21 protein-coding genes, 2 tRNA genes and 2 pseudogenes are annotated in these 24615 nt (G+C 35.4%); 9 read left to right on the top strand and 16 right to left on the bottom strand.

Annotated features, from left to right (window positions below):
* Positions 1 to 36: 36 nt before the first annotated feature.
* Positions 37 to 1123: pseudogene (locus OM961_RS07640) on the top strand (IS3 family transposase).
* 46 nt (positions 1124 to 1169) lie between these two features.
* Here the strand turns inward: OM961_RS07640 and OM961_RS03650 are convergent.
* From OM961_RS03650 to OM961_RS03660, 3 genes and pseudogenes are all read right to left on the bottom strand, one after another.
* Positions 1170 to 1540: pseudogene (locus tag OM961_RS03650) on the bottom strand (IS4-like element ISWosp8 family transposase); the annotation flags it as partial.
* 221 nt (positions 1541 to 1761) lie between these two features.
* Positions 1762 to 2763, bottom strand: coding sequence for a gamma-glutamyl-gamma-aminobutyrate hydrolase family protein (locus tag OM961_RS03655; RefSeq protein WP_264339431.1), 1002 nt, complete (start codon positions 2761 to 2763; stop codon positions 1762 to 1764).
* Positions 2764 to 2853: 90 nt separating this feature from the next.
* Positions 2854 to 2926 (bottom strand) — tRNA-Phe (locus OM961_RS03660).
* Positions 2927 to 3005: 79 nt separating this feature from the next.
* Between OM961_RS03660 and coaD the strand changes: the two genes are divergently transcribed.
* A complete protein-coding gene (coaD, locus tag OM961_RS03665) occupies positions 3006 to 3512 on the top strand; it encodes a pantetheine-phosphate adenylyltransferase (protein ID WP_015589048.1) in 507 nt (168 codons plus the stop codon).
* A 68-nt stretch (positions 3513 to 3580) separates the two neighbouring features.
* A complete protein-coding gene (locus OM961_RS03670; protein WP_006279326.1) occupies positions 3581 to 3772 on the top strand; it encodes a zinc-finger domain-containing protein in 192 nt (63 codons plus the stop codon).
* Positions 3773 to 3788: 16 nt separating this feature from the next.
* On the opposite strand, the gene OM961_RS03675 is transcribed toward OM961_RS03670, so the two are convergent.
* The 7 genes from OM961_RS03675 to rpsB are packed head-to-tail and all read right to left on the bottom strand — an operon-like array spanning position 3789 to position 8384.
* Positions 3789 to 4415: a phosphatidate cytidylyltransferase gene (locus OM961_RS03675; protein ID WP_015589049.1), complete on the bottom strand. Its 627-nt coding sequence runs from the start codon at positions 4413 to 4415 to the stop codon at positions 3789 to 3791.
* On the bottom strand, positions 4405 to 5100 hold the full coding sequence (gene uppS, locus OM961_RS03680; protein ID WP_182309382.1) for a polyprenyl diphosphate synthase: 696 nt from the start codon (positions 5098 to 5100) through the stop codon (positions 4405 to 4407). The genes OM961_RS03675 and uppS overlap by 11 nt, the downstream gene beginning before the upstream one ends.
* 6 nt (positions 5101 to 5106) lie before the next feature.
* On the bottom strand, positions 5107 to 5370 hold the full coding sequence (locus OM961_RS07455; RefSeq protein ID WP_039964055.1) for a hypothetical protein: 264 nt from the start codon (positions 5368 to 5370) through the stop codon (positions 5107 to 5109).
* Between the two features lie 5 nt (positions 5371 to 5375).
* Positions 5376 to 5933 (bottom strand): ribosome recycling factor, encoded by a 558-nt coding sequence (frr, locus tag OM961_RS03690; RefSeq protein WP_155968563.1) that lies wholly within the window; start codon positions 5931 to 5933, stop codon positions 5376 to 5378.
* A 7-nt stretch (positions 5934 to 5940) separates the two neighbouring features.
* Positions 5941 to 6678, bottom strand: a complete 738-nt coding sequence (pyrH, locus tag OM961_RS03695; protein ID WP_405196809.1) for a UMP kinase — start codon at positions 6676 to 6678, stop codon at positions 5941 to 5943.
* A 16-nt stretch (positions 6679 to 6694) separates the two neighbouring features.
* A complete protein-coding gene (gene tsf / locus OM961_RS03700; RefSeq protein WP_264339432.1) occupies positions 6695 to 7555 on the bottom strand; it encodes a translation elongation factor Ts in 861 nt (286 codons plus the stop codon).
* A complete protein-coding gene (rpsB, locus tag OM961_RS03705; RefSeq protein WP_264339433.1) occupies positions 7536 to 8384 on the bottom strand; it encodes a 30S ribosomal protein S2 in 849 nt (282 codons plus the stop codon). Before rpsB ends, tsf begins: the two co-directional genes overlap by 20 nt.
* 191 nt (positions 8385 to 8575) lie before the next feature.
* Here rpsB and OM961_RS03710 point away from each other — a divergent pair.
* The 4 genes from OM961_RS03710 (at position 8576) to OM961_RS03725 (ending at position 12304) form a co-directional block, all read left to right on the top strand.
* Positions 8576 to 8652: transfer RNA gene (locus tag OM961_RS03710), tRNA-Asp, on the top strand.
* A gap of 137 nt (positions 8653 to 8789) precedes the next feature.
* On the top strand, positions 8790 to 9161 hold the full coding sequence (yajC, locus tag OM961_RS03715; protein ID WP_015589055.1) for a preprotein translocase subunit YajC: 372 nt from the start codon (positions 8790 to 8792) through the stop codon (positions 9159 to 9161).
* A gap of 80 nt (positions 9162 to 9241) precedes the next feature.
* On the top strand, positions 9242 to 11053 hold the full coding sequence (glmS, locus tag OM961_RS03720) for a glutamine--fructose-6-phosphate transaminase (isomerizing) (protein ID WP_182309421.1): 1812 nt from the start codon (positions 9242 to 9244) through the stop codon (positions 11051 to 11053).
* Between the two features lie 306 nt (positions 11054 to 11359).
* The gene (locus OM961_RS03725; protein ID WP_264339434.1) at positions 11360 to 12304 is read left to right on the top strand and encodes an Rpn family recombination-promoting nuclease/putative transposase; all 945 of its coding nucleotides are present in this window, start codon (positions 11360 to 11362) and stop codon (positions 12302 to 12304) included.
* Between the two features lie 114 nt (positions 12305 to 12418).
* Here OM961_RS03725 and OM961_RS03730 read toward each other — a convergent pair whose 3' ends face one another.
* The 3 genes from OM961_RS03730 to hemC form a co-directional block, all read right to left on the bottom strand.
* On the bottom strand, positions 12419 to 12610 hold the full coding sequence (locus tag OM961_RS03730) for a hypothetical protein (RefSeq protein WP_070356842.1): 192 nt from the start codon (positions 12608 to 12610) through the stop codon (positions 12419 to 12421).
* A 96-nt stretch (positions 12611 to 12706) separates the two neighbouring features.
* Positions 12707 to 13594: a UDP-N-acetylmuramate dehydrogenase gene (murB, locus tag OM961_RS03735; protein WP_174516061.1), complete on the bottom strand. Its 888-nt coding sequence runs from the start codon at positions 13592 to 13594 to the stop codon at positions 12707 to 12709.
* Entirely contained in the window at positions 13585 to 14463 is an 879-nt protein-coding gene (gene hemC, locus OM961_RS03740) for a hydroxymethylbilane synthase (protein WP_264339435.1), read from the bottom strand. Before hemC ends, murB begins: the two co-directional genes overlap by 10 nt.
* A gap of 1405 nt (positions 14464 to 15868) precedes the next feature.
* Between hemC and odhB the strand changes: the two genes are divergently transcribed.
* Positions 15869 to 17041: a 2-oxoglutarate dehydrogenase complex dihydrolipoyllysine-residue succinyltransferase gene (gene odhB / locus OM961_RS03745; RefSeq protein WP_264339436.1), complete on the top strand. Its 1173-nt coding sequence runs from the start codon at positions 15869 to 15871 to the stop codon at positions 17039 to 17041.
* A gap of 40 nt (positions 17042 to 17081) precedes the next feature.
* On the opposite strand, the gene OM961_RS03750 is transcribed toward odhB, so the two are convergent.
* Both OM961_RS03750 and OM961_RS03755 read right to left on the bottom strand, forming a co-directional pair.
* Positions 17082 to 20183, bottom strand: a complete 3102-nt coding sequence (locus OM961_RS03750; protein WP_264339437.1) for a tetratricopeptide repeat protein — start codon at positions 20181 to 20183, stop codon at positions 17082 to 17084.
* A complete protein-coding gene (locus tag OM961_RS03755; RefSeq protein WP_264339438.1) occupies positions 20132 to 20479 on the bottom strand; it encodes a hypothetical protein in 348 nt (115 codons plus the stop codon). Before OM961_RS03755 ends, OM961_RS03750 begins: the two co-directional genes overlap by 52 nt.
* A gap of 237 nt (positions 20480 to 20716) precedes the next feature.
* Here OM961_RS03755 and secA point away from each other — a divergent pair, with 237 nt between their 5' ends.
* The gene (gene secA, locus OM961_RS03760; protein ID WP_155968456.1) at positions 20717 to 23377 is read left to right on the top strand and encodes a preprotein translocase subunit SecA; all 2661 of its coding nucleotides are present in this window, start codon (positions 20717 to 20719) and stop codon (positions 23375 to 23377) included.
* A gap of 3 nt (positions 23378 to 23380) precedes the next feature.
* Here the strand turns inward: secA and OM961_RS03765 are convergent, their stop codons facing one another.
* Positions 23381 to 24310: an ankyrin repeat domain-containing protein gene (locus tag OM961_RS03765; protein ID WP_174516903.1), complete on the bottom strand. Its 930-nt coding sequence runs from the start codon at positions 24308 to 24310 to the stop codon at positions 23381 to 23383.
* Positions 24311 to 24615: the final 305 nt, after the last annotated feature.

Genomic DNA, 24615 nt, shown 5'->3' on the forward strand with positions numbered 1-24615 from the left:
TTTTTTCGGGTAAAATAAAATTTTGGAGGATTAGAAATGGCAAGAGAATATACGGCAGAATTCAAATTGGAAGCTGTTAAGCTGGCAAATGAACAAAGAAAGGTAGGTCAACCAGTTGCAAAAGTAGCAAGAGATCTAGGAATAAGGGATAGTGTATTAGGAAAATGGATGAAGAAATATAACGAAAAAAAGTCAGCGGCAAATGCATTTCCAGGTAGAGGTAACATGGCTCCTTACGACAAAGAGAGGTTTGATTTACAAAGCAAGAGTAACAAGGGAAAGAGACATTTAAAAAAAAGCCCTGGCCAGTCAAAAAGAGTAAAATATTTTTTTATATAGTAACTGCTATAAAGTACAGGAATTATGTAGGATTTTCTGCTAGTGGCTACTATAAGTGGACCACAAGAAAAATAAGCAGTAGAGAATCAGCAAATAAAGAGCTACTCGCAGCTATTCAAAAAATATATCAAGTTTCTAAATGTAGATATGGAGCTTCTAAAATTCATGCTGAATTGAAGGCTTTGGGTAAAAGTTGCAACTTAAAAACAGTGCAAAGTATTATGCAGAAAAATGGTATTCAGGCTATATTGAGAAGAAAATTTAAAATTAAGAAACAACAAACGGACAGTAGCTCCCAATATATTAGACCAAAACTTTATTGTCGATCAACCAAACAAAGTATGGGATTACTTATATAAAAACCAAAGAAGGATGGCTATATTTGGCAACAATAATCGATCTATATTCACGCATGGTAGTTAATGAGCAGTTCAATAAATAAACAATTGGTTATGGACTCTTTATTAATGGCCGTTAACAAGCGTAAACCTGCCAAAAATCTACTATTACATAGTGATCAAGGTTCACAATATACTTCGCAAGGTTATCAATATCTCTTATCCATAAAAAACATAGATGAGTCATAAAGGTTGTTGTTACGACAATTCTGTTGTGGAAAGCTTCTTTAGCTCATTGAAAAGAGAAATACTTATTGATACTTCACAACACTCTGCTCAACAAACTAGAACTGCAATATTTGAATACATAGAAATTTTTTATAACAAACAACGTCACTATTAACTATTGCATTCCTGAGCATTTTGATTCATCATTCTCTTTGTGAAAAACATTCCAAACTTTCTCTCCACTTTTTCTGGGTAAGGTCAGTTTCCATTTGGTTCAAACTCGGATACAATTTCTCCAGAGCTGGGTAATCTCATACCAGAACCATCTGCTGCAATAAGTCTATAGCCTCTCCAACTCAGGTTCATCCTGATAGGCTGTTTGGATGCTTAAATTCTTGAAAGCCTGTATGGCAAATCTTATACCTTGCTTTAGAAAAAGCTTGCTTTGAGGGTACATGTCAATGGCTCCATAAGTTTACATTCTATTCCCAAACTTTTTTTAACTAACTTTAAAATCATAGAAAATACTGTCGAAAAAGCTTGTTCGTGTAAAACTCAACACAATGGATTTTCTGAAAAGTTTTCGAGTATATTGCATTTTTAATTTGTAAGATAAGATCTTTTCCTTTTTGCATGCCTCACCTAAAAAAGACACATTTTAAACTTTTTTGTTGCAATAAAATAGAAACAAAAGTGCTGTCCCTTGCACTCTTTGGATAATTTAATGATAAAAAATTTGGAGAGAAATTTTATACACTATCGCTGATATTTTTCCTTAAGTTGACGCCATTGCCTGAACGGATACATGACAAATCTATCGTTTATCAAATCGTCGGTAAGCCTAAAGCTATAGCCATTAAGCACGATAAAGAAAATCATTCATAATCGCTATAGCAACTAGTGTAGACACTTGACGTTCCTTGTGATTTGATAAATAGAGGTTTTTATCTGACTTCACAACAAGGGCTTCTGGATGACTTTGAAAGTGAACATTACCATGCTTATCTTCAATAGCCTCTATTACCCCCTCACTGGAAAATGCTGCAACTTTATATCCAAGTGACTCCAATTTTCTTCTATTTTCTGGTGTATTACCTACTGCTCCTGAATGAGCATCTGGAAAATATGTTGAAAACCAGCCATTTTCATTAGGTATTAGGAATTTGGCTACTACTTCTGCTAAACGACTATTTGGAACGATCTTTATCTGCTGGAGAGGTACATCCTCTTTCTGTGGATTAGGTGCTGATTTTAAATGAGATCTTTGCTTCTCTTCATCACTCACAACACTCACTACTTCAATTCCCTTTGCATTCATTATGCCTTCACATATGCCAAGTAAATGAATTGCAGGGTTATCATCAACTATTTTTACAATTGCTTCAGTAACAAGCTGGCGATAAGGAGTGGGTGCTGAATGTAAATTATCCGGAATAAATATCCTATTTATTTTGTGCTCTTTAATGAATTGTGCAACTTCAACTTTTATTCGGTCTAATGTTAGCTTTTTTGCCAATGTTTTATCTTGTTTTGCGAGATTAAGTGACTCTGTCTGAATTTTTTTAAGGCTAATTATCTTATTATAATCAATCAGTACAGTCTTAACCACAAAGTTATTAAACATCTCATAGATATTTTGAGATAGCCCAAGTTCATGTGCTTCTTCCGTTTTCAACAAACCAACAACTACGTCATTATTTACTGTATTTTCTGCCGTCAAGACAGTTGACGCTGGTTCTTCTTTTCTGGTTACATGTTGAGATGCCGGTTTTTCACTAACGCCAGCATAAGTAATATTGCTTAATAATAGAACTATAATTAATAAGATATTAAATATTCTGCTATAATATCTATACATATAGTTTACCCTCTCAACACTTATATCAATATCATAACATATTATAGAACGTTTTACAACAAAAAGGTAAATTTGGTAAGAAAGAGAAGGTGGCCTGAGCAGGAATCGAACCAGCGACACAAGGATTTTCAGTCCTTTGCTCTACCAACTGAGCTATCAGGCCAACTGTATACTTTTATTTTTAGATAAAAAATGTTATTATGTCTATCAAAAGTTTTTAAAGTAGTTTATAAAAATAAAGGATGAACATTAATGACAAAATAGGAATCTACCCTGGCACATTTGACCCTATAACTTTTGGGCATATTGACATAATCAAAAGAGCGTGTAAACTAGTCGATAAATTAATAATAGGAGTTGCAGAAAACGTTAATAAGCATACTGCCTTTGACACAAAGCTACGCACAAGCATGGCTGAAAATGAAATCAAAGGACTAGGAATTGATGCAGATGTTATATCTTTTAATGGGTTGCTAGTGAAGTTTGCCAAAGAGCAGAATGCTTCTGTTATTATTAGAGGATTAAGAGCAGTGTCGGATTTTGATTACGAGTTTCAAATGAGTTGGGTAAATTATAAACTTCTTCCTGAAATCGAAACCATATTTCTTCCCGCTTCTGAAGATACTCAATTTATCTCATCAAGCTTTGTAAAGGAAATAGCAAGATTAGGAGAAGATGTTAGCAAATTTGTATCAAAAGGTGTTCAAAACGAATTGATTAACCTGAATAGGATAAAAAATGGAGAATAGTGCTTGTTGTTTTTTATTTCTGAATGGGTATATTCAATATATAAAATGTTATAAGCTAAAGGAGCAGCATGTCAAAAGTGAGGGTTAATAATAGAAAAGTTTGTTGTCATGGTGATGAGAATGATGAGGGTTCCGGCCATCCATTAATATATTTAGATATGGGAGAAGAAGAGGAAATAGCCTGCCCTTATTGTGAAAAGACGTTTGTCCATGACTGCACTGTAGAAGCGGTTGGGGAGCTGACTAGGGATGAGCTCTAATGGCACTTCTGCAGACTTAGCTTATGTAAATAGCAATAAGAGGGGCAGTAAAAATGAAACTGTCCATACGGTCGAGCACTCCCCCATGGCCAGGTATCATATTTCCACTATCTTTAACACCGTAAGCTCTTTTAACAAGCGACTCAGTGAAATCGCCAAGTTGCGCTAGAATAGCAATTGCAAGGCCAATGATTGGAGAATAAAAAATTGAAAATAGACCAAAAAATATTGATCCAAAAATTGTGCACACTACTCCAGCTAAAATCGCACCAAGAAGTCCTGTCCAAGTTTTTCCAGGGCTAAGAATTGGGCAAATTTTAGCTCCACCAAAATTCTTGCCAAATAGGTAGGCAGTAACGTCAATTCCCCAAATGGTTAAGACGAACCATACTAATGCGTATTTTCCCTGTGGTAGATTATATAAATATATTAATGAGGCGCTTGGTAGTGCAATCAATAATAATGCAAAAACGTATAAAATTTTATTTCCTTGGGTTAGATTATACCATTCAAAAGAAGATAAAACTGCTATTGAAAAAATCAATAGGTAAAACGATAAATCACTAAAATATGTAGCAAAGGAAAATATGAATAATATTACTATTGAGGACAACATTCTAATTATAAAATTATTATCTACCATATTTTTTCTCTCTTTTTATATAATCTTCTAATGCTTTACTCAAATCTTGACAAGAAAAATCAGGCCATAAAGTATCACAAAAATACAATTCAGCATAAGCTGCTTGCCATAATAAAAAGTTGCTTAACCTTTTTTCGCCGCCAGTGCGAATTAATAAATCCAATTTTGGCAAATCTTTAGTATACAGAAATTTTTCAAATTCCTCTTCTGATACATAAGCAATATTTTCTTTTATAATATTGCTTATAGCTTGTGTAATTTCTTGCTTTGCTCCGTAACTGACTGCCACAGTGAGTAATAAACCATCGTTCTTATGTGTCATTTCTTCTGCTTTTTTAATTTGATCCAATATTTTACTGGATAACAGACTTAAATTGCCAATAAAATTCAACTTAATGTTACAGTTGCAAATGAAATTGACTTTATCTTCATTAGTTAAAACGGAGTAAAATAAATCAAATAGACAGTCAGTTTCGTTTTTGGGTCTAAGCCAATTCTCCATAGAGAATGCATACAAAGTTAAGTAGGGTATGGTTAGGTCCGTACAATACTTGGCAATATCGTATGCAACTTCACTGCCCTTTTTATAACCATCAATTTTTACTCTTCCTTGATTGTTTGCCCATCTACCATTACCATCCATAATAATTGCTAAATGTTTCGGTAAAGATTCTTGATTCAACATTTAAATTTAACCTAATTTTGACTTGAGTGAAATTTTTTGGATTTCAATGGACACCTGGAAGGTGTCAGCTACTTGCATGACAGGAAGAGAGTTACTGTAGTGACACCAATAGTTGATACTTGAATGCAAAATTGGTGTCATCCCAGTGCTCCGACACTGGGATCCAGGAAATTTGATTTCAAACAAGTGCATCAGATAGTTGTATAGTAAAGACTGGATTCCAGTGTCAAGCACTGGAATGACATCATTTGCTATGTAAGCTTTCTCCATATCATTTAGTGATTCAGTATATCCTTTTCTTTGATGGACAATTCACCATCAATTTTTTTTATATTATTATCAGTAATATTTTGTATTTCCTTTTTAGCACCATGAAAATCATCTTCTGAGATTTCTTTATTTTCCTTCATTTTTTCTGTTTCTTCCATAATATCTCTACGTATATTTCTAATGGCAATCCGTGCATTTTCAGCAAACTGATGCAATAATTTCACTAATTTTTCACGGGTTTCTTGTGTCAAGTCCGGAAGAGCTATACGTATGGTGCTACCCTCGACAACAGGATTTAAATTCAGGTTAGCATTTAATATAGCGTTTTTCACTTCACCTACAACACTAATGTCCCAAACTTTAATTGATAGGGTTTTGTTATCTATAACCGAAACACCTGCAACCTGATTTAACTTTTGATGTCCACCATAGATATTTACAACTATACCATCAAGCAACGATGCGCTAGCTCTACCAGTGCGTACGCCTTTAATATCATCATGAAAGGACTGAATAGTTTTTAGCATTCTTTCTTTTGTTTTAGCTTTTATTTCATTTAACATAAATTACCTAATGTTTACAATCTGAAACTATAGTATAAGTACCTTGACCCTTAATAATATTGACTATTTTTTCTCCCTTCAAAGAAAAAACTATAATTGGAATAGAATTCTCACGAGCAAGTGAAATTGCTGATGCATCCATAACTTTTAAATCACGAGTCAATAAATCCGTGTAAGAAAGCCTATCATACATTACAGCATCCTCATTTTTTTTCGGATCAGCGGAGTATACACCATTTACTTGCGTACCCTTTAGAATAACATCACAATTCATTTCAACAGCACGTAAGGCTGCAGCTGTATCTGTAGTAAAAAATGGGTTGCCTGTGCCTGCTGCAAAAATTACCACTCTACCTTTTTCTAAATGACGAATAGCTTTCCTTCTGATGTAAGGTTCGCATACAGTGGCCATGGGTATTGCAGATAATACCCTAGAAGCTACTAAATTTTTTTCTAAAAAGTTTTGTAAAATTAAAGCATTGATTATAGTTGCAAGCATTCCAATATAATCACTGCTTGCTCTTTCACAACCACTTAAAGACGCAGATGTGCCACGAAAGATATTACCACCACCAACAACAATACATACCTGAACTCCAAGATTACAAACTTCAACTATGCCTTTAGATAACTCACCTATAGTCTCCATATCGTGACCAAATTGCTTTGATCCCATCAAAGCCTCACCAGAGATTTTAAATAACACCCTGGAATATTTTATTTCGCTTTTTTCATTTGTTGAAATAAACATTTTTTGCTATTTAATCTGCATCACCCAAAACAAGTAACTTGTAATTAGAGAGTTTAACAGCACTCAACTCGCTTGATTTTATAAAATCAGAAATCTTCATCTTATCATCCTTTATAAATTTTTGCTCCAGTAAAACAACTTCTTCATAGTACTTAGCCATTCGTCCATCTACTATTTTTTTTGCTACTTCTTCAGGTTTATTTAAGCTCCTCACTTGCTCTTCAATTATAGAACGTTCGTTGTTCAACTTCATTTGATCTAAATCATCTATAGACAAGGCTTCAGGCTTCATAGCAACTACATGCATAGCTATTTGTTTCCCAATCTCTTGTAGCTTCGCCTTATCACCAGATGATTGCAATGCAATTAAAGCACCAATCTTACCTAAGCCATGCGCATCACCATGTACGTAGCCAGCAATAACTCCATCCTTAGCTTCTAAGTAACAAAGCTTGCTTAACTCTAGCTTCTCACCAAGAACTGACGTACCATTCATAATAGCTTCCTGCACTGTGCCAATGCTTTCATACTTGGCATTTTTTAACTCATCAACGCTAGTACAGCGTTCTTGATGAGCAATTGATGCTAAATTTAAAACTAACTCTATAAATTTCTCATTCCTTGCGACAAAATCGGTTTCGCAATTGAGTTCAATCAATACACCACAATTTTCAGTCAAACACATAGCAACGAGCCCATCTGAAGCTACTCTATCAGATTTTTTGTCAGCTTTAGCAAGACCTATTGTACGTAACTTATCAACGGCTTTCTTAATGTCACCATTACATTCTTCTAATGCTTTTTTACAGTCACTTAAGCCAAGCCCTGTTCTATCACGTAATTCTCTTATATCATCTGGATTCATCTTCATTTGTTACTACCTCCCTTTCTTCTTCTTTGTAAACTTTACTACGTCTCCTTTTAGTTTGCACAATACCATCTTCTTTTTCTTGAATAAACTCATCACCCCTTATATCATCAACCTTAACTCCAGATTTTGCTAGACTAGACTCTATTCCAGCTAATATAGAGTCGGTAGCTAATTTACAATAGAGCTCTATTGATTTTCTTGAGTCATCATTTCCAGGTATTAGATAAGTAATACCATCTGGATCAGAATTAGTATCAAGTATTGCAACTATTGGAATTCCTAACTTCTTAGCCTCCTTAACCGCTATATGCTCTTTATTAGTATCAATGATGAATAAGATATCAGGAATTGCTCCCATTTCTCTAATACCGCCAAGCGCCTTATCAAGCTTTTGCTTTTTCTTTTCAATGTTTCCCAATTCTTTCTTTGTTAAAATGCTATCCTCGTCATTTAATATTTTCTCATATTGCATCAAGGTTTTTATCGAAGAAGAAACAGTGCCCCAATTAGTAAGCATACCACCAAGCCAACGATGATTCACATAATATTGACCACAACGAATCGCTTCACTTGCAATAATATCAAAAGCTTGAAACTTTGTACCAACAAATAGAATGCGACCACCTTGAAATGCAACGTCATATAAAGCCTTCATGGCCACCTGTAGCAATGGTAGTGTTTTTCGCAAATCAATTATATGTATACGATTTTCTTGATGCACTCCATATATGTATGGAGCCATTTTTGCGTTCCAGCGACTAATTTTGTGACCAAAATGTACACCCGATTCAGCTAAATCACGCACAGTGACTTTAGGCAAATTTGTCATATATCATTCCTCCAAATAGTTTATCTTCCATGGCATAACCCTAATGGGACTACTTGTACAAGCCATGTGTGAAATTAAATTATTTACATAGTAATAGAAAAGACAGCAAAGCGCAAACAAAAAATATTGACAAAGGGCAACATGTTTATTAGCTTTAAAGTTGAAGCCCGAAAACGCTAAAAAGAAATTAGGGGGGTGTAGCTCAGTTGGTTAGAGCGCATGCCTGTCACGCATGAGGTCGTGAGTTCAAGTCTCATCACTCCCGCCATATTAGTTTTAGCATAACTTAGAATTCGCAGTATTATTGCCGGTATTGAGAAACGCCTTCACCAAACTTGACATGGCATGGTATTGTAATTAATACTTAAATAGGTTTGTTTTTATCATTAACAATTAGGATTAAATATGCTCATTTCTGAAGTTTTTGCAGCAGATGCAACTAGCAATACATCAAGTATCGGCGCATCTTTTGCTAGTTTTACTCCATTGATTTTAATATTTGTGGTATTTTATTTTCTCATTATTCGCCCGCAACAAAAAAAACTAAAAGAACATAGAAAGATGATAGATCAAATAAAACGTGGTGATACAGTCATTACTTCTGGTGGAATAATAGGTGAAGTTAATAAAGTTGATGAGGCAAATGCACAATTTATAATAGAAATAGCACCAAAAGTTGAGATAAAAGTTCTAAAGTCCGCTATATCTGAGGTTTTAAGCAAAGAAACTCAAAAAGTAGCAGCTAAACCAATTAAAAAGGTAAAATCGAAAGAATGATAAAAAGAATATAAATCAACCAGTAATAAAGGCAAAAATGCTTAACATGTTTAGAAAAAAGTTTGTTTGGTGATCCATTTGTGTGCGGAATATTTGGTGTAGTAAGTAGCGGTGATTCAGTAATACCAACTTTACTAACTGGGTTGCAAAAATTGGAATATAGGGGATATGACTCTTCAGGTATAGCAATCATAAATAATGAAGGCGAGATAGAAGTCAAAAAATCAGAAGGTAAAGTCAAAAGGTTATGTGAAGTTGTTGATGACAGCAAGATGTCTCACAGTACAGTTGGTATAGCACATACTCGCTGGGCTACACATGGAGTCCCAGGCCTTAAAAATGCTCACCCCATTCGTACAAATAACGTTGTTGTTGCTCATAACGGCATAATTGAGAATTACAATCTGCTAAAAAAGGGCCTAGAAGAAAGGGGCATGTCATTCCATACTGACACTGACACAGAGATCATACCAAACATGCTAACCTTATATCTTGATGAAGGATTGTCGCCAGTTGATTCTCTATTTAAGTGTTTAAACAACCTACACGGCTCATTTGCCTTGGTCTTATTATTTGCAGAATATCCAGACGCCTTATTTGTTGCGAAGAGAAATTTGCCTTTAGCAATAGGCTATAACTGTAACACAGTGTTTGCTGCATCTGACTCTAATGCTTTAAGTGCATTTGTGGAAAGAATATCGCATTTGGAAGATGATGACATTGCAGTGATAAAATCTAGTGGAGTTAGTATATACAACAATGGTACACAAGTTAAACGCAGTATAGAAAATAGTAGTCCAAGTGATTTTCTAATTAGCAAAAATGGTTACCCTAGCTTCATGTTAAAAGAGATTTTTGAGCAACCTTGTGCATTAAACAAAACAATAAACCAATTTTACAAGCAATATAAAGAGGTCAACAAAAAATTATTCTCTGAACTGAATCACATTACTATAGTTGGATGCGGATCATCTTATTTTGCTGGGCTAATAGCGAAGTATTGGCTGGAAAGTGTCGCTCAAGTTCGAGTATATCTAGAAATCTCGTCAGAATTTAGGTATAGCAACGTCAAGCTAGAAGAAGGCAGCATTGGGTTATTCATCTCTCAATCTGGCGAAACTGCAGATACCATAGAAGCGCTGCGTTATGCGAAATCACAGAAGCAAACAATCATTAGTATAACTAATACATTTAGCAGCAGCATTGAAAAGATCTCAGATATTGTGTTACATACTCTTGCTGGGCCAGAAATTGGTGTTGCTTCAACAAAAACCTTTTCTGCGCAACTTGCAACTTTAGCATGCTTTGCCGTGGAGCTTGGAAAAATAAAAGGTATACTGGGTGGAGAGAGAATAAAACAGCTAAGCAACGCTATTAACTCTATTCCCGAGTATGTTGAGCACGTTTTGAATGTGATGAAAATACAACATATATCGGGCAGTATATTAGAACACAATAACGTTATTTTAATCGGCAGAGGAAGTTCATACGGAGTTGCAATGGAAGGCGCATTGAAAATAAAAGAGCTTTCATATATCAATACAACTGGTATTGCAGCGGGAGAAATGAAGCATGGTTCTATTGCTTTAATAGACTCTACTGTGCTTGTTATAGCAATTATCCCTTATGATGATTTATTCTTTAAAACGCTATCTAATATACAAGAGATTATTGCAAGAAAAGGCAAAGTAATTGCCTTCAGTGATAAACAAGGAGCGCCATTCCTAAGGGGAGTTTGCGCAGATGTGGTGCAACTTCCAGACACTGATAATTTTATCTCTCCAATCATCTACAGTGTTGCTATGCAATTCCTTGCTTACTTTACTGCAGCAAAAAAAGGGTTAGATGCAGATTGTCCAAGAAATTTAGCTAAGTCTGTCACGGTTGAGTAGTCCATTTAAAGTTAAAGCTAAACTTCTAATAAGGTAACCAGACTGCATTCTGTGATTTTTAGCAAAACACGATACACAATCGTCATTCCGCTACTAATTAGCGGAATCTATGCCGAGATACCGCGGCGGTATGACGGTTCGCGGTGGTATGACGGTTAAGTAATTCGTCATCCCGCTGCTTGTTAGCGGGATCTAGAGATACCGCGGCGGTATGACGGTTCGCGGCGGCATAGCTATCTTCAAAAATATGGTTGAATAATTGTTAATAATAGTGTATAATTATTAATATTTTTAAGCACTTTGGCTATGGCTTTATCTAAGTTTCTCGACCCTAAGCTGGATTTAACCTTTAAAAGAATCTTTGGCACTGAAAAAAATAAGAATATTCTCATACATTTTTTGAATGATATTTTAGGGTTTACCGAGATAAATACTATACAAGAAGTGGAATTCCTCAGTACTATAATGGATCCTGAAATTGCCTCTGATAAGCAAAGTATAGTTGATGTTCTTTGCAGGGACTCTAGTGGGGCTAGGTATGTGATTGAAATGCAGCTCACTCGCGATAAAGGATTCGAAAAACGAGCTCAACTATATGCTGCTAAGGCTTACTCAAGGCAAGCTGATAAATCTGGTAAGTACATTGATTTAAAGAAGGTTTTCTTTATTGCTATCTCTAATTGTAATTTATTTCCTGATAAGCTTGATTATATATCCAGCCACACTATAAGAGATGAGAAAACCAATGAGCATGACTTAAAAGATTTTCAATTTGTATTTATTGAACTACCTAAATTTCCTAAGAATAAGGAAGAACAGCTAGAAAGCATAGTGGATCGTTGGTTATTTTTCTTCAAATATGCAGATGAAACTACGGAAGAAGACTTAAGGAAAATAGCAGAAAAAGCACCAATAATAAAGTTAGCCTACGATGAATTAGACAGGTTTAGCTGGAATGAAAAAGATTTAGTAGCTTATGAAGAAAGAATAATGGATCTACGGAAAGAAGAAGCCATTCTTGAATACAGACTTGACCTTGCTACTGAAAAAGGCATCCAAATTGGCGAAGAAAGAGGCATCAAAATCGGTAAAGAGGAAGGGAAAATTGAAGGAAAAATCGAAGGAAAAATCGAAGGAAAAATCGAAGTCGCAAAAGCAATGCTGGCTAACAATGTTGATGTCAACACTATTGTCAAATTTACTGGCCTTTCTATTAGTGAGATTGAAGAATTAAGTGTGAACGGTTACTAATTAAGAACTTTAATTATCAATCATAAATCACTGAATTTCGCTAGTAAATTTGTTGCCATTGTCCATATTGCACAATTGTATATAAGATATAGTATAACAATAGTGTCCGTTCAGCTAATACCAATTCCCACTGCACAATAAACGGATAGATAACAATGGAAAAAAAGCCATACTATTGCCTTTCTTTCTCACTCCACAATTAAATAACTCTACAATATCGCTTATTTGATTCACTAATAATGAGAATTGGTATAACTTTGCTATTTTTCTCTCTAGATTCTTGCAAAGTTCTACAAGATTAACCACATTACCTCACGGTTTCTCTATGATTATTTTTTTAGATTACTTGTTTACCTTATTTGCCGTTCTCCTGAACGAATATACATAAGCTATAAAAACTATCTAATAGCTACCCAAAACCCTTATTTCCCACTCAAGTTCAACATTAAATTTATCCTTTACTGCATCTTTTACTTTGTTGCCAAGGTTTTCCAAGTCAGATGCAGTTGCATTATCGTAATTGAGCAAGAAGTTACAATGTTTCTGAGAGATTCTAGCTCCACCAATATTTAACCCTAGGCAGCCAGATTTATCAATTAACTCCCATGCTCGGTAGTTTTTTGGATTTTTGAATATGCACCCAGCAGTTTTTCCTCTTATTGGCTGGCTTTTATTTTTTCTCTCAATAACTTCCTTTAACCTTTGCAGTATAAGCTCATACTCTGAGTTTACTCCTTTAAACTCAGCTTCAACAAAAATCCAATTTCCTTTTAGGCTATGTCCACGGTAAAAATACCCCATTTCTTCGCTGGAGAACTCATATAGGTTTCCATCCTCTAGATTTACTGCTTTTATGGATTGTACAACACTTGCGATATCACTACCATATGCACCTGCATTCATTTCTATTCCGCCACCAACTGTTCCTGGAATTCCAACTAGAAACTCCAACCCACTAATCTGCTGATTTCCCGCAAAGTGAGCAAGGTTGCTGAGCAGCACAGCTCCCCCAGCTACAATAGAGTTGTTACCCTTACTTTTAATATATGCAAACTCCTTACCTAATTTTACTGTTATTCCTCGAATGCCACTATCTCGCACTATTATGTTGGATGTTGCACCAATAACGCTAACTGGCAGTTCAGTATTTTTAATCAAGTATGTTAAATCTTCAATATCACATGGTTTAAATAATACATCAGCTCGTCCACCAACATTTAACCACGTCGCTTTAGACATTAAGACATCATAACGATAGATTCCACGTACTTTAGGTAAGCTTATAAGCATTTTGATTTCAACTCTAATCCTGCATCCATACCCATTTTCTCCGCATCTTCTATAAATGAAGTGCGCTCAGTGAAGTATATATTTTTTCCACTTGCTAACATACAACGAAGGTGTAGCATATTTTCGCTCACATATTCAGCGAAAGCTGCAAGTGGTGTAAAACATGAACCATTCACTGTCTTCATAAAACTGCGCTCTGATTTCACTCCTATAAAAGACATATTATTATTAATTTTCTCTAAAAGATCGATAATTTTTACATCATTCCTTCTACATTGAATACAAACCGCCCCCTGCCCCACTGCACTTAACATAACTTTTGGTGGCAATACCTCTGTAATCAAGTGATGTTTTTCTAATCTTATGAGTCCTGCTTCAGCTAGAATTATTCCATCAAAACTTTGATTTTGCAATCTGGTTGTTACATTTCCACGTAGCGGTACTATATTTAAATCTGGTCTAACATTTAACAACTGAACTTTTCTTCTTATTGAAGAAGTGGCAATAGTAGCCTGCTGTGGCAAAGACTCAAGGCTATTGTGTTTATGAGAAATAAACGCATCGCATGAACTTAGCCTTTCTAAAACACAAGGAATTGTTAAACCCCCTGAGAAAAACGCAGGCATATCTTTTAGCGAATGAACTGCCATGTCTATATTATTTTCGAGCAATTCAGTCTCAATTTCTTTAATGAATAATCCTTTGCCTCCTATTTCAGCAAGATTTGCGTTTGCATACTTATCTCCAGAAGTTTTTATTTTAACAATTTCAATAGATAAGTTAGGAAAAGAATCCAGCAACTTTTGTTTTGCTTCCAAAGCCTGGGCAACTGCAAGCTTGCTTCCTCTGGTACCTATTTTGACTAGCATGTGTATGATTGTTTGTCTGATGTCATTCAAGTAGCTGACTACTTGGATCCAGTTTATATAAACCTTTGCATTTATTGTACTTTAACTTAAAACCAAAAGCAACTTTGACTTTACAAAATAATAACCTTTTATATGCATAAATAAGCTTACTGGATTCTAGTACTTGCATGACAAGGTATAAACCTTATCGTCATACCACCGCGAACCGTCATACCGTCACGGTGTCTCTAGATCCCGCTAACACCTTACTATTACCCACAAATATAAATGTTTGTTGCATAGCTCTTAATGGCATAACTTTTGCTTGAAATAACTGTTTATATGGTGCAATTTACAGCTTTTAGTTGCTAAAATTATAACTCTTAGTTTAATAATTTTAATCTAATAAGCTTTCAGGTTAATAAAATTAAATTATTTGAGTAAATACAATATTATGTTTTTATTTGTGGGTAATAGTAAGCGCTAACACGTAGCGGGATGACGAATTATTTAACCGTCATACCGCGATTCATTCGCGGTATCTCTAGATCCCGCTAACAACTTACTATTACCCACAAATATAAATGTTTGTTGCATAGCTCTTAATGGCATAACTTTTGCTTGAAATAACTGTTTATATGGTGCAATTTACAGCTTTTAGTTGCTAAAATTATAACTCTTAGTTTAATAATTTTAATCTAATAAGCTTTCAGGTTAATAAAATTAAATTATTTGAGTAAATACAATACTATGTTTTTATTTGTGGGTAATAGTAAGCGCTAACAAGCAGCGGGATGACGGTTGTCGTTTAGCTATAAATATTAAAAAATTTACCAAGCGAAAAAAAAGGCAAAAGAAGCCCCGTGGTGGTTGGCTATTTACTATGTACTAAAATATCGGCGTTTTTTTTATTCTAAAACGCTTGATTAAGAGCGATTTAGCTGCTTTTAACTTGCAACTAACCTACACCGCAAGTGTTTAAGAAATTTACTAAGCAGGAAAAAAGGCAAAGAAACCCCGTAGTAGCTAGCATTCAAATTCTCCCTTGTCAATTTGACGTTTTTTGCTGTCTTAAACGCTTTGTAAGCGCGTTTCGGCTTATATAGGTAAAAACCTAAAAATTTTTAAAGACATGCGATGCACGTAGTGCGAAAAATTAAACATGAGACGCCAAATACCCTAAGTTTTTTGTCATTAACCTGCACAGATTGCGAAGATAAATAAATAGCTTCAGTACCATGATAGGGGGGCTGACAAAGCTTGTCAAGGAATTTTTATGGCCTAGCGTCACGTGCTGGAATGACATTTGGGAATATGTTATCCGTTTGTCACTTCTAAATGATAAGAGCCTCAATGAATTTATTAGTTTATTACATGTCTCTTTTCATGTATAAATCTATAGAAAGTTTTATACGGAAGTTGTTTTATGAGCAAAATTATAGAAATCAGAGCACCAAAAACTCTTGGTGGTGAATCAGTTACAGAAGGTATAGTAAAAATAAAGAAGGGTATTGGAGAAGCAGTAAAAGTAGATGACTTGATCTTTGAAATTGAAACTGACAAAACAGCACTCGAATTAACTGCAGAAGCTTCAGGGCAAATAACTGAATTTCTTATAAAAGAAGATGATGTAATAAGTCCTGATCAATTGTTAGCGAAGCTTTCCATGGGAGAAGTAAAAGAGGAAGCGAGAAAAGAAGATAAAAGCGAAAGTGCTGCTAAAAAAGATGCTCCATCAGCTCGTAAAATTATGGAAGAAAATGCAATCAGTGCAGAAAGCGTCAAAGGAACTGGCATGGGAGGCAGAATAACAAAAGCAGATGTAATAGGCCATATAAACAAAACAGAACAGCCTGCAATAAAACAATACGAATTGCCAAAAAGTGTAGTAAATGGAGAGCAAAGAGAGGAACGAGTAAAAATGAGCAAAATAAGGCAAGTAATTGCCGCTCGTTTGAAAGCATCGCAAAATACTGCTGCAATACTGACCACGTTCAATGAAATTGACATGAAGAATGTCATGGATCTAAGAGCAAAATATAAGGACGCCTTTGAAAAAAAATATGGAATAAAACTTGGTTTTATGTCGTTTTTTATAAAGGCAGCGGTGCAAGCATTGAAAGAAATTGCTGAAATTAACGCTGAAATCTCAGGCGATGAAATCATATATAAACATTACTATGACGTAGGTGTTGCTGTTGGCACCGATAAAGGTCTTGTTGTACCAGTTATTCGGGGTGCCGATCAGATGTCATTTGCAGAAATTGAGTTGACTTTAGTTGCTCTTGGCAAAAAAGCTCGTGAGGGTAAATTACAAGTATCAGAAATGGAAGGTGCAACATTTACCATCTCAAACGGTGGAGTATACGGTTCACTTCTTTCCACTCCGATAATAAACCCTCCGCAATCTGGAATACTTGGAATGCATTCAATACAAAACAGGCCAGTTGCTGTTGGTAATGCAGTAGAAATCAGACCTATGATGTACATTGCTCTCTCTTACGATCACAGAATAGTTGACGGCAAAGGAGCAGTAACTTTCCTCGTTAAAATAAAAAATTATATAGAAGATCCAAACAGGTTAGTTTTGGAAGTGTGATTATAAAATAAGTGATTATTAATCTAGTGTTGCTAAAAGCCTAAATATCATCTAGCTCTGCCAGCAGTTTAGCAACTTCCGGATGATCAGGGCCATAATGTTTCTTAAAGATGGATGAAGCCCGTGCAAACAACTCCTTTTGTTTCTTATGGTTACCTAGAGCACCATAGGCGTCGCTTAGGTTTATCAGTAGTGTAGCAACTTCCGGGTGATCAGGGCCATAATGTTTTTCAAGAATAGGCAAGGCCTGTTCAAACAGCTCCTTTTGTTTCTCGTGGTCACCTAAGTCCCCATGAGAGATGCCGAGGCTTATTAGTATAATAGCAATTTCTGGATGATCAGGGCCATAATGTTTCTTAAAAACAGGTAAAGCCCGTTTAAGCAACTCTTGATTTTTCTTATGTTTACCTAAAATGCCATAAGTAATGCCAAGGGTTACCAGTAGTTTAGCAACTTCCGGGTGATCAGGGCCATAGTGTTTTTCAAAAATAGGTAAAGCACGTTCAAGCAACTCTCTTGCTTTCTGAGAACTACCTAAAGCATTATGAGCAATACCAAGATTTACCAGCAGTATAGCAACTTCGAAATGGTCAGACCTGTAATGTTTCCTTTTGATTGCTAAAGCCCGTTCAAGTAACCTCTTTCTTTTCTTATGATAACCTAGACCCCCATAAATGACACCTAAGTTTGACAACAGTTTAGCAAATTCAAGATGGTCAGGACCGTAATGTTTCTCAAAAATAGGTAAAGCCCGTTCAGACAGCTCCTTTGCTTTCTGAAGATCACCCAAAGCATAACAAACAAGACCGAGGTTTGCCCGTAGTTTAGCAACTTCGAAATGATCAAGTCCATAATGTTTCTCTTGAATTGCTAAAGCTTGCTCAAACAACTTTTTTGCTCTCCGGGGATTATCTAAATTCTCATAAGCGTGGCCAAGGTTTGTCAGTATGACAGCAACTTTAGGATGATCAGAGCCATAATGTTTCTCAAAAATAGGTAAAGCCCATTCAAACAACTTTTTTGCTTTATGAGGATTACCCGAATCCTCATAAGCGTTACCAAGGTTTGTCAGTGCAACAGCAACTTTAGGACAATCAGAACCATAATATTTCTCAAGAATAGGTAAAGCCCATTCAAACAACTCTTTTGCGTTCCGAGGATTGTCTAAAGCATTATAAGCAATACCAAGACTTACCAGCAGTGTAGCAATTTCATAATCAGGGATAAAATGCCTCTGAAGAATAGGTAAAATCCATTCGATCAACTCCTTTTGTCTTTTAGGGTTACCTAAATCAGAGTATCCATCATTAATCCACATTAACAAATCTAAAAGATAATCCTTTTCTATTGTTTGCTTTTCTGAAGAATTTTTTTCTAGCAAATTATCCATGTGTGATAAAAATGCTTCTAAATGTGGTAATAATTGTCGTTTCTTAGCATAATCTTCTAGTTTATCACTGTGGTAAGGAAAACCCTTTTGTAATAGTTGAAAAACAGTCTTTATGTCTTCTTTAGTTTTTCCACTTTTCTCTGACTTTAGCCTTATAACTTCTTGAACCAAGCTGTGTATTAACATACTATGATCTTTTTTGGTAGTTAACATGGAGTAACTTATTAATATTCCAAACGCTTCATGGAAAGTTTCTAAGGAAGGATTATTTTCTTGATTATCAGCAAAGATTTCTAGTAAAGATTGAGGAATAGGACTACCATCTAAGTAAGCACAAGCAGTAAGCCAGTTAGCTGCCAATAAGGATTCTTTTTTTATTGCTTCTACTGTGATGTCCCATGTAACATACACTATTGCTGCAGTCTCTCTATTAGCGTCGGCTGGAAATGTTTCAAGCAATGTTTCATCAGATAATAAAGCTCGTTTTCTATCGTTATATAATTTCAAATAGTCTGAAATATTTATACCTGTTTTCTTTATATAAGCGCTTGCTTGGGCTAAAGCTAAAGGTAAATGACCTAATGTCTTTGCTAATGCATCCACTTGAATTATATCTAGCTTTGTTCCTTCCACTTCTAGTATCTTACAAATGTAGCTCCTTGATTCTCCAGGTTCAAAAACATCAACAGAAATAGTGTTCTGTGGTTGTGGCCAGCCAAATGTATAACGAGAAGTTAATAATATCTTTCCTCCTTCTATAGGAAGTAAATCTGCTATATCTTTGTAGTTAGGAGCGTTATCGCATATCAGTAGCCACCCAGCACGTTCAGGGTGTTCTAGCCAATACTTAACATGCTTGGCGTGATCTTCTTCACGAACGTTTTCTCTGTAACCATGAATAACGTTTAGTCCACGTCCTAACTTGATGTACTCGTTAATTAAAGTATTTCTATCTCGTGTATCAAGCCAAATTATCCATCTATATTTTTGGAGCTTACTCCAAATAAATTCTAATGCTAATTGTGTTTTACCTATTCCACCTATTCCATGACAAGCAACTAGTGTTGCTGTATCATTAGCTTTCAGGCATTCTTCTATTTTATCTAGCAGCGCTTCTCTGCCGACAAAGTTATAATTTCGAAGAGGGACTTGCCAAAATTCAGGTAGATCTTCCTTAAGTTTGAGACTATAAAGATGTTCTATGGCTTCCTTAAAATAATTGTCTTTTCTTGTTAGATAAGAAACTTCGCTACCCTGTTGTTCCCACCATTTTTCTACCTTCCCGCGTGCAAAGTCAAAAACCATGTCAATGTTTTTCTTGCCTGATATTTTGTATATACTCCCTATTTCTTTCTTAATAATATCATCTAATTTTGAATGATTAGGTTGATTAACTACAAACCTTATTCTAAGTAAAAAATCTTCTATTTCATCTTCACTGCCGCAACTGAAGTATTTTTTCAGTTCAATATGATTTTTTATTTTGTAGCAAGTTCCTCTGTGACCTTCATAAATACTTAAAATGTTATCATCTGTTAACTTTGACTCTTCCAGATACTCCTCTAATGTTTCCACTTTGCCTTGCTTTTCTGTACCTTTTTTTAAGTTCACATTAACATTAGCATGAATGACAAGTGTAATATCACTGTTCTTATACTCAGGGTTTTGCTTAATCTCAGGATGAGATTCAAAATATTTGTTTAACCAGAAATCCTCTTTCTGTCGCTTTCTATTGTTTCCATCAATAAACAAATCTTCAAAAGTAATATTCGCTGATGAACTAGGGTCGTTACGGTGTTTAGCTTGAACCAAGATAATTCTCGATTTGTTCTTCTGATCTTTATACTCAAAAAAATATCATCAAAGGCTCCAAAACCTTCTATGTTTGATGCTAACCAAAAGTCAATTTTACTACTTAACCCATAAAGTAGATACAGCATTAATAATTTTACTTCATACTTGCAACCATGATCACCTGTTGATGTGCCATCTCTCTTCTTAAATATACGATTACTAAGTATTTCAGACTGTTTATTTTCTACATTCATACCCTACTAAACCTACGAATAACTTCTTTCTATAAAAAATTAAAGTCACCAAGTGCCTAAGATAATGCAACAGATTCTTTAATATTTCAATAACAGTGCCTGCAAGAACAGGGTTGGAAGTGTTCCTTTGTTTATTACCTTAGTATATGAATAAGGATTCCCCGAATCTAATATGTAATTGCTGTAGGCTGCATTTAGTAATATAATCTCATATTAAATAAGACGTTACTTAAGTTTATGCTAGATTCTCCGCTAATTTTGACAGCCATTCTTATATTTTTCATTTTTACGTTGTCATTCTTTTTTATAAGAAAGATATTTGGTTCCACAAACAAGAAGATAATAAAATCCTTTAGGAAAATTGTTCAGCAAATAAATGCATTAGAAACAGAAATGCAGAGTTTATCTGATGAGGAGCTTGCTGGTAAAACTGAAGAATTCAAACAAGAATTGAAAAATGGGAAAACGTTAAATGATCTTCTCGTACCTGCATTTGCAGTTGTGCGTGAAGCCTCTCGAAGGTTTCTTAACATGAGGCACTTTGATGTTCAACTGATTGGTGGAATGGTGCTCCACAATGGTATGATATCAGAAATGAAAACAGGAGAGGGAAAGACACTCGTTGCAACTTTAGCAGCATATCTAAATTCCTTAGAAGGGAAAGGCGTACACGTCGTAACTGTTAATGACTACCTTGCAAAACGAGACACAGAGTGGATGAGCAAATTATATAATTCTCTTGGGGTTTCTGTTGCGTTTATTACGAATAACTTGACAGACGAAGAGAGGAAAGAGGCTTACAGTGCAGATATCGTGTATTCCACAAATAACGAGCTTGCCTTTGATTACCTGCGAGACAATATGAAATTTTCTCAAGAAGACATGGTTCAGAGAGGCTTTCACTACGGAATAGTTGATGAAGTGGACTCAATACTCATTGATGAAGCTCGCACTCCGCTTATTATTTCTGGCCCGGTTGAGGAAAACAATCAGATATATAAGCATATCAATAAAATAGTAACCAAATTAGTTGACTCTGATTATGAAGTAGATGAAAAAGGTAGAACGGTATTCTTGACTGAAGATGGTATTTCACGAGTGGAGGAACTACTAAGATCATACAATCTCATTCCTGAAAATTCCTCGCTCTATGATACTGACAGCATGATAATGACTCATTATATGGACCAAGCATTACGTGCACATAAGCTGTTCACTGCTGATAAAGATTATATAGTGAAAGATGGAAAGGTAGTGATTATTGATGAATTTACTGGGCGTATGATGGAGGGCAGGAGATATTCCGATGGTCTTCATCAGGCACTTGAAGCGAAGGAGAACCTTGAAATTCAGCATGAAAACCAAACTTTAGCATCGGTCACATTTCAGAATTACTTTCGTATGTACAATAAACTTTCCGGAATGACTGGAACAGCAGCAACAGAGGCAGAAGAGTTTCGTGATATATACAGATTAAATGTAGTAAAAATTCCAACCAATGTATCTGTAAAAAGAGTTGATATTGATGATGAAATTTACGGTACAGAAAAGGAAAAATTTAATGCTGTATTGAAGTTTATAGAAGAATGCCACAAACGCCTTCAACCGGTCCTTGTTGGCACGGTGAGCATCGAAAACTCTGAGAAGCTTTCTGCGCTTTTGCAAAGCCATTCTCTTAAGCATTCAGTATTGAATGCTCGTTATCATGAACAAGAGGCGTACATAATAGCGCAAGCTGGGGTGCCAGGTAGTGTCACTATAGCAACTAACATGGCAGGACGTGGAACTGATATTCAGCTTGGTGGAAATGCTGAAATGATCGCAAAGGTGGAGCTAAAGAAGATAAAAAATGCTGATGAAAGAGAAAAAAAATATCAAGAAATAGTTGAAAGAGTAAAAAAAGATAAGGAAATTGCTATAAAAGCTGGTGGTTTATGTGTGGTTGGAACCGAAAGACATGAAAGCAGGAGAATAGATGATCAATTACGTGGCCGTTCTGGCCGTCAGGGTGATCCTGGACTTTCTAAGTTCTTTTTATCGCTCGAAGATGACCTAATGAGAATATTTGGTTCTGATAGAATGAGAAGCTTTTTACAAAAAGTAGGGTTAAAGAATAACGAAGCTATTCATCATCCATGGATCAATAAGGCACTTGAGAAAGCGCAAAAGAAAGTTGAAGCTAGAAACTATGACGTGCGGAAATCTCTACTTAAGTTTGATGACGTAATCAATAACCAACGTAAAGTTATTTTTAAGCAGAGAAACAATATCTTAGGCAACGAAATTAATGATTTACTTGAAGTATATAGCGAAGTAAATGAGAGCGTAATAGAAGGTATAGTCCAAAGTGGCTATTATGAGGATTATATTGAAGATATAGTCAAAGAATTCCATACAAGGTATGGAATAACGCTTGATAAAGAAGATTTAGCAAAGTTTTTAAACAAACAAGAAGCTTTGGATTATATAAATGATAAGATACAAGAATTTTTTACTGAGAAAGAAAAATATTTCAACAGTCAGCACACTACAGATTTGTGGAATACGATCGTGAAGCAAATGATGATAATGACACTTGATCATTTATGGAGGGAACACCTTTCAGTTCTAGAGAGCCTAAGACAAAGCATAAGCCTACGTGCCATGGGGCAGAAAGATCCACTGAATGAATTTAAACGCGAAGCTTTCTTGATGTTTGAGTCAATGCTTGAAAAATGGAAGGAACTCACCATTCACCGCCTAGCGCACTTTAAGTTGGCAGATAACCAAGAGATAGGCAATAGGTTACATTCTGCTAGAAATAGCAGACTTCCCAAAGTCTCAAGAAACGACAAGTGCCCTTGTAATTCTGGAAAGAAGTACAAACACTGCCACGGCGCGGTTACTGTGGTGAATTAATAATTATGGTTGTACAGTTTGTTTATTTCCATCAACATTACTGCAGCTAACCTCACTTAGCTTACTGTTTAATGAATGCTCTGATGACTTATATGCAACCCCATAGGAAATTCCACCAACGATCAGTGCAGATGCCACAGTAATTACAACTATTGCTAGTGCAGGTAATGCAGTAGCATAAATGAGTGCTAATGGAGCAACAATGGCAGCTAATATACCTACAGTAATTCCTGCTGTTATAGCTTTAGGTCTATGAATAAATGATGGATCTGCACCATAATTTAGCAGAAGTTTCGCTACTTTTGGATGTTGATAATTTAGTCTTGGATGTTCACCATGAGTGTAATAAACAGCATAATATAAAGGAGTTCTTCCGTCTTTATCTTGTGCATTAACGTCTGCTCCCTCTTCTAGCAAAACTTCTACTACTTGTGTGTATCCATTCTCAGCAGCATAATGTAAAGGACTTCTTCCATATCTGTCCACTACATTAACATCTGCCTCTTTTTTTATAAGATGTTTTACTACTTCTATATGACCACTATAAGCAGCATAATGCAAAGGAGTCCCTTTATCTTCATTTTGTGCATTAACGTCTGCTCCTTCTTCTAGCAAAACTTCTACTACTTGTGCATGCCCATGCTGAGCAGAATAATGTAAGGAGGTTTTTTCCCATTCATCTTGTACATTAACATTAGCTCCGTTTTTTGTTAAGTATCTTACTACTTTTTCATAGCCATTTTCAGCTGCTATAAGTAATAAATTGCACTTGAGCACTATAAACGTGTAATTTATATCAAATTCGTTTTTTTTCCACTCATCATATATAAGTTGATTTTCCTGCTGCAGCTTATCTTTAATTCTATCAATTAAATTTTCCTTACTCAGATCTGGACTACTGTTGACTTCTTGTAGTATTAACCTTAATGTCATTTCCTTCTCCAAGATATAAAATTTTATTATGGCATATGGAGTGGATTATGTCAATGAAAAACTAAGAAACTGGTTCTTCTTTTTTTCTATAGCTTTAGGTTTACCTACAATTTGAAAAACAACAAATTCGTCATTCCGCTACTCGTTAGCGCCTCGGCGGTATGATGTAGGGAAACCTTTCTTGGGTTAGCTATAAAGTTAAAATTCGACCAGGGTAGCCGCAATAAGGTAGCAAACGCCATCATGTCTTTAGGAGAGTTTGCTAATGAAGGCTCTTAAGTTGACGCCATTGCCTGAACGGATAC

The sequence above is a fragment of the Wolbachia endosymbiont (group A) of Cydia splendana genome (assembly GCF_947179475.1).
In the GTDB taxonomy this organism is placed as follows: domain Bacteria; phylum Pseudomonadota; class Alphaproteobacteria; order Rickettsiales; family Anaplasmataceae; genus Wolbachia; species Wolbachia pipientis.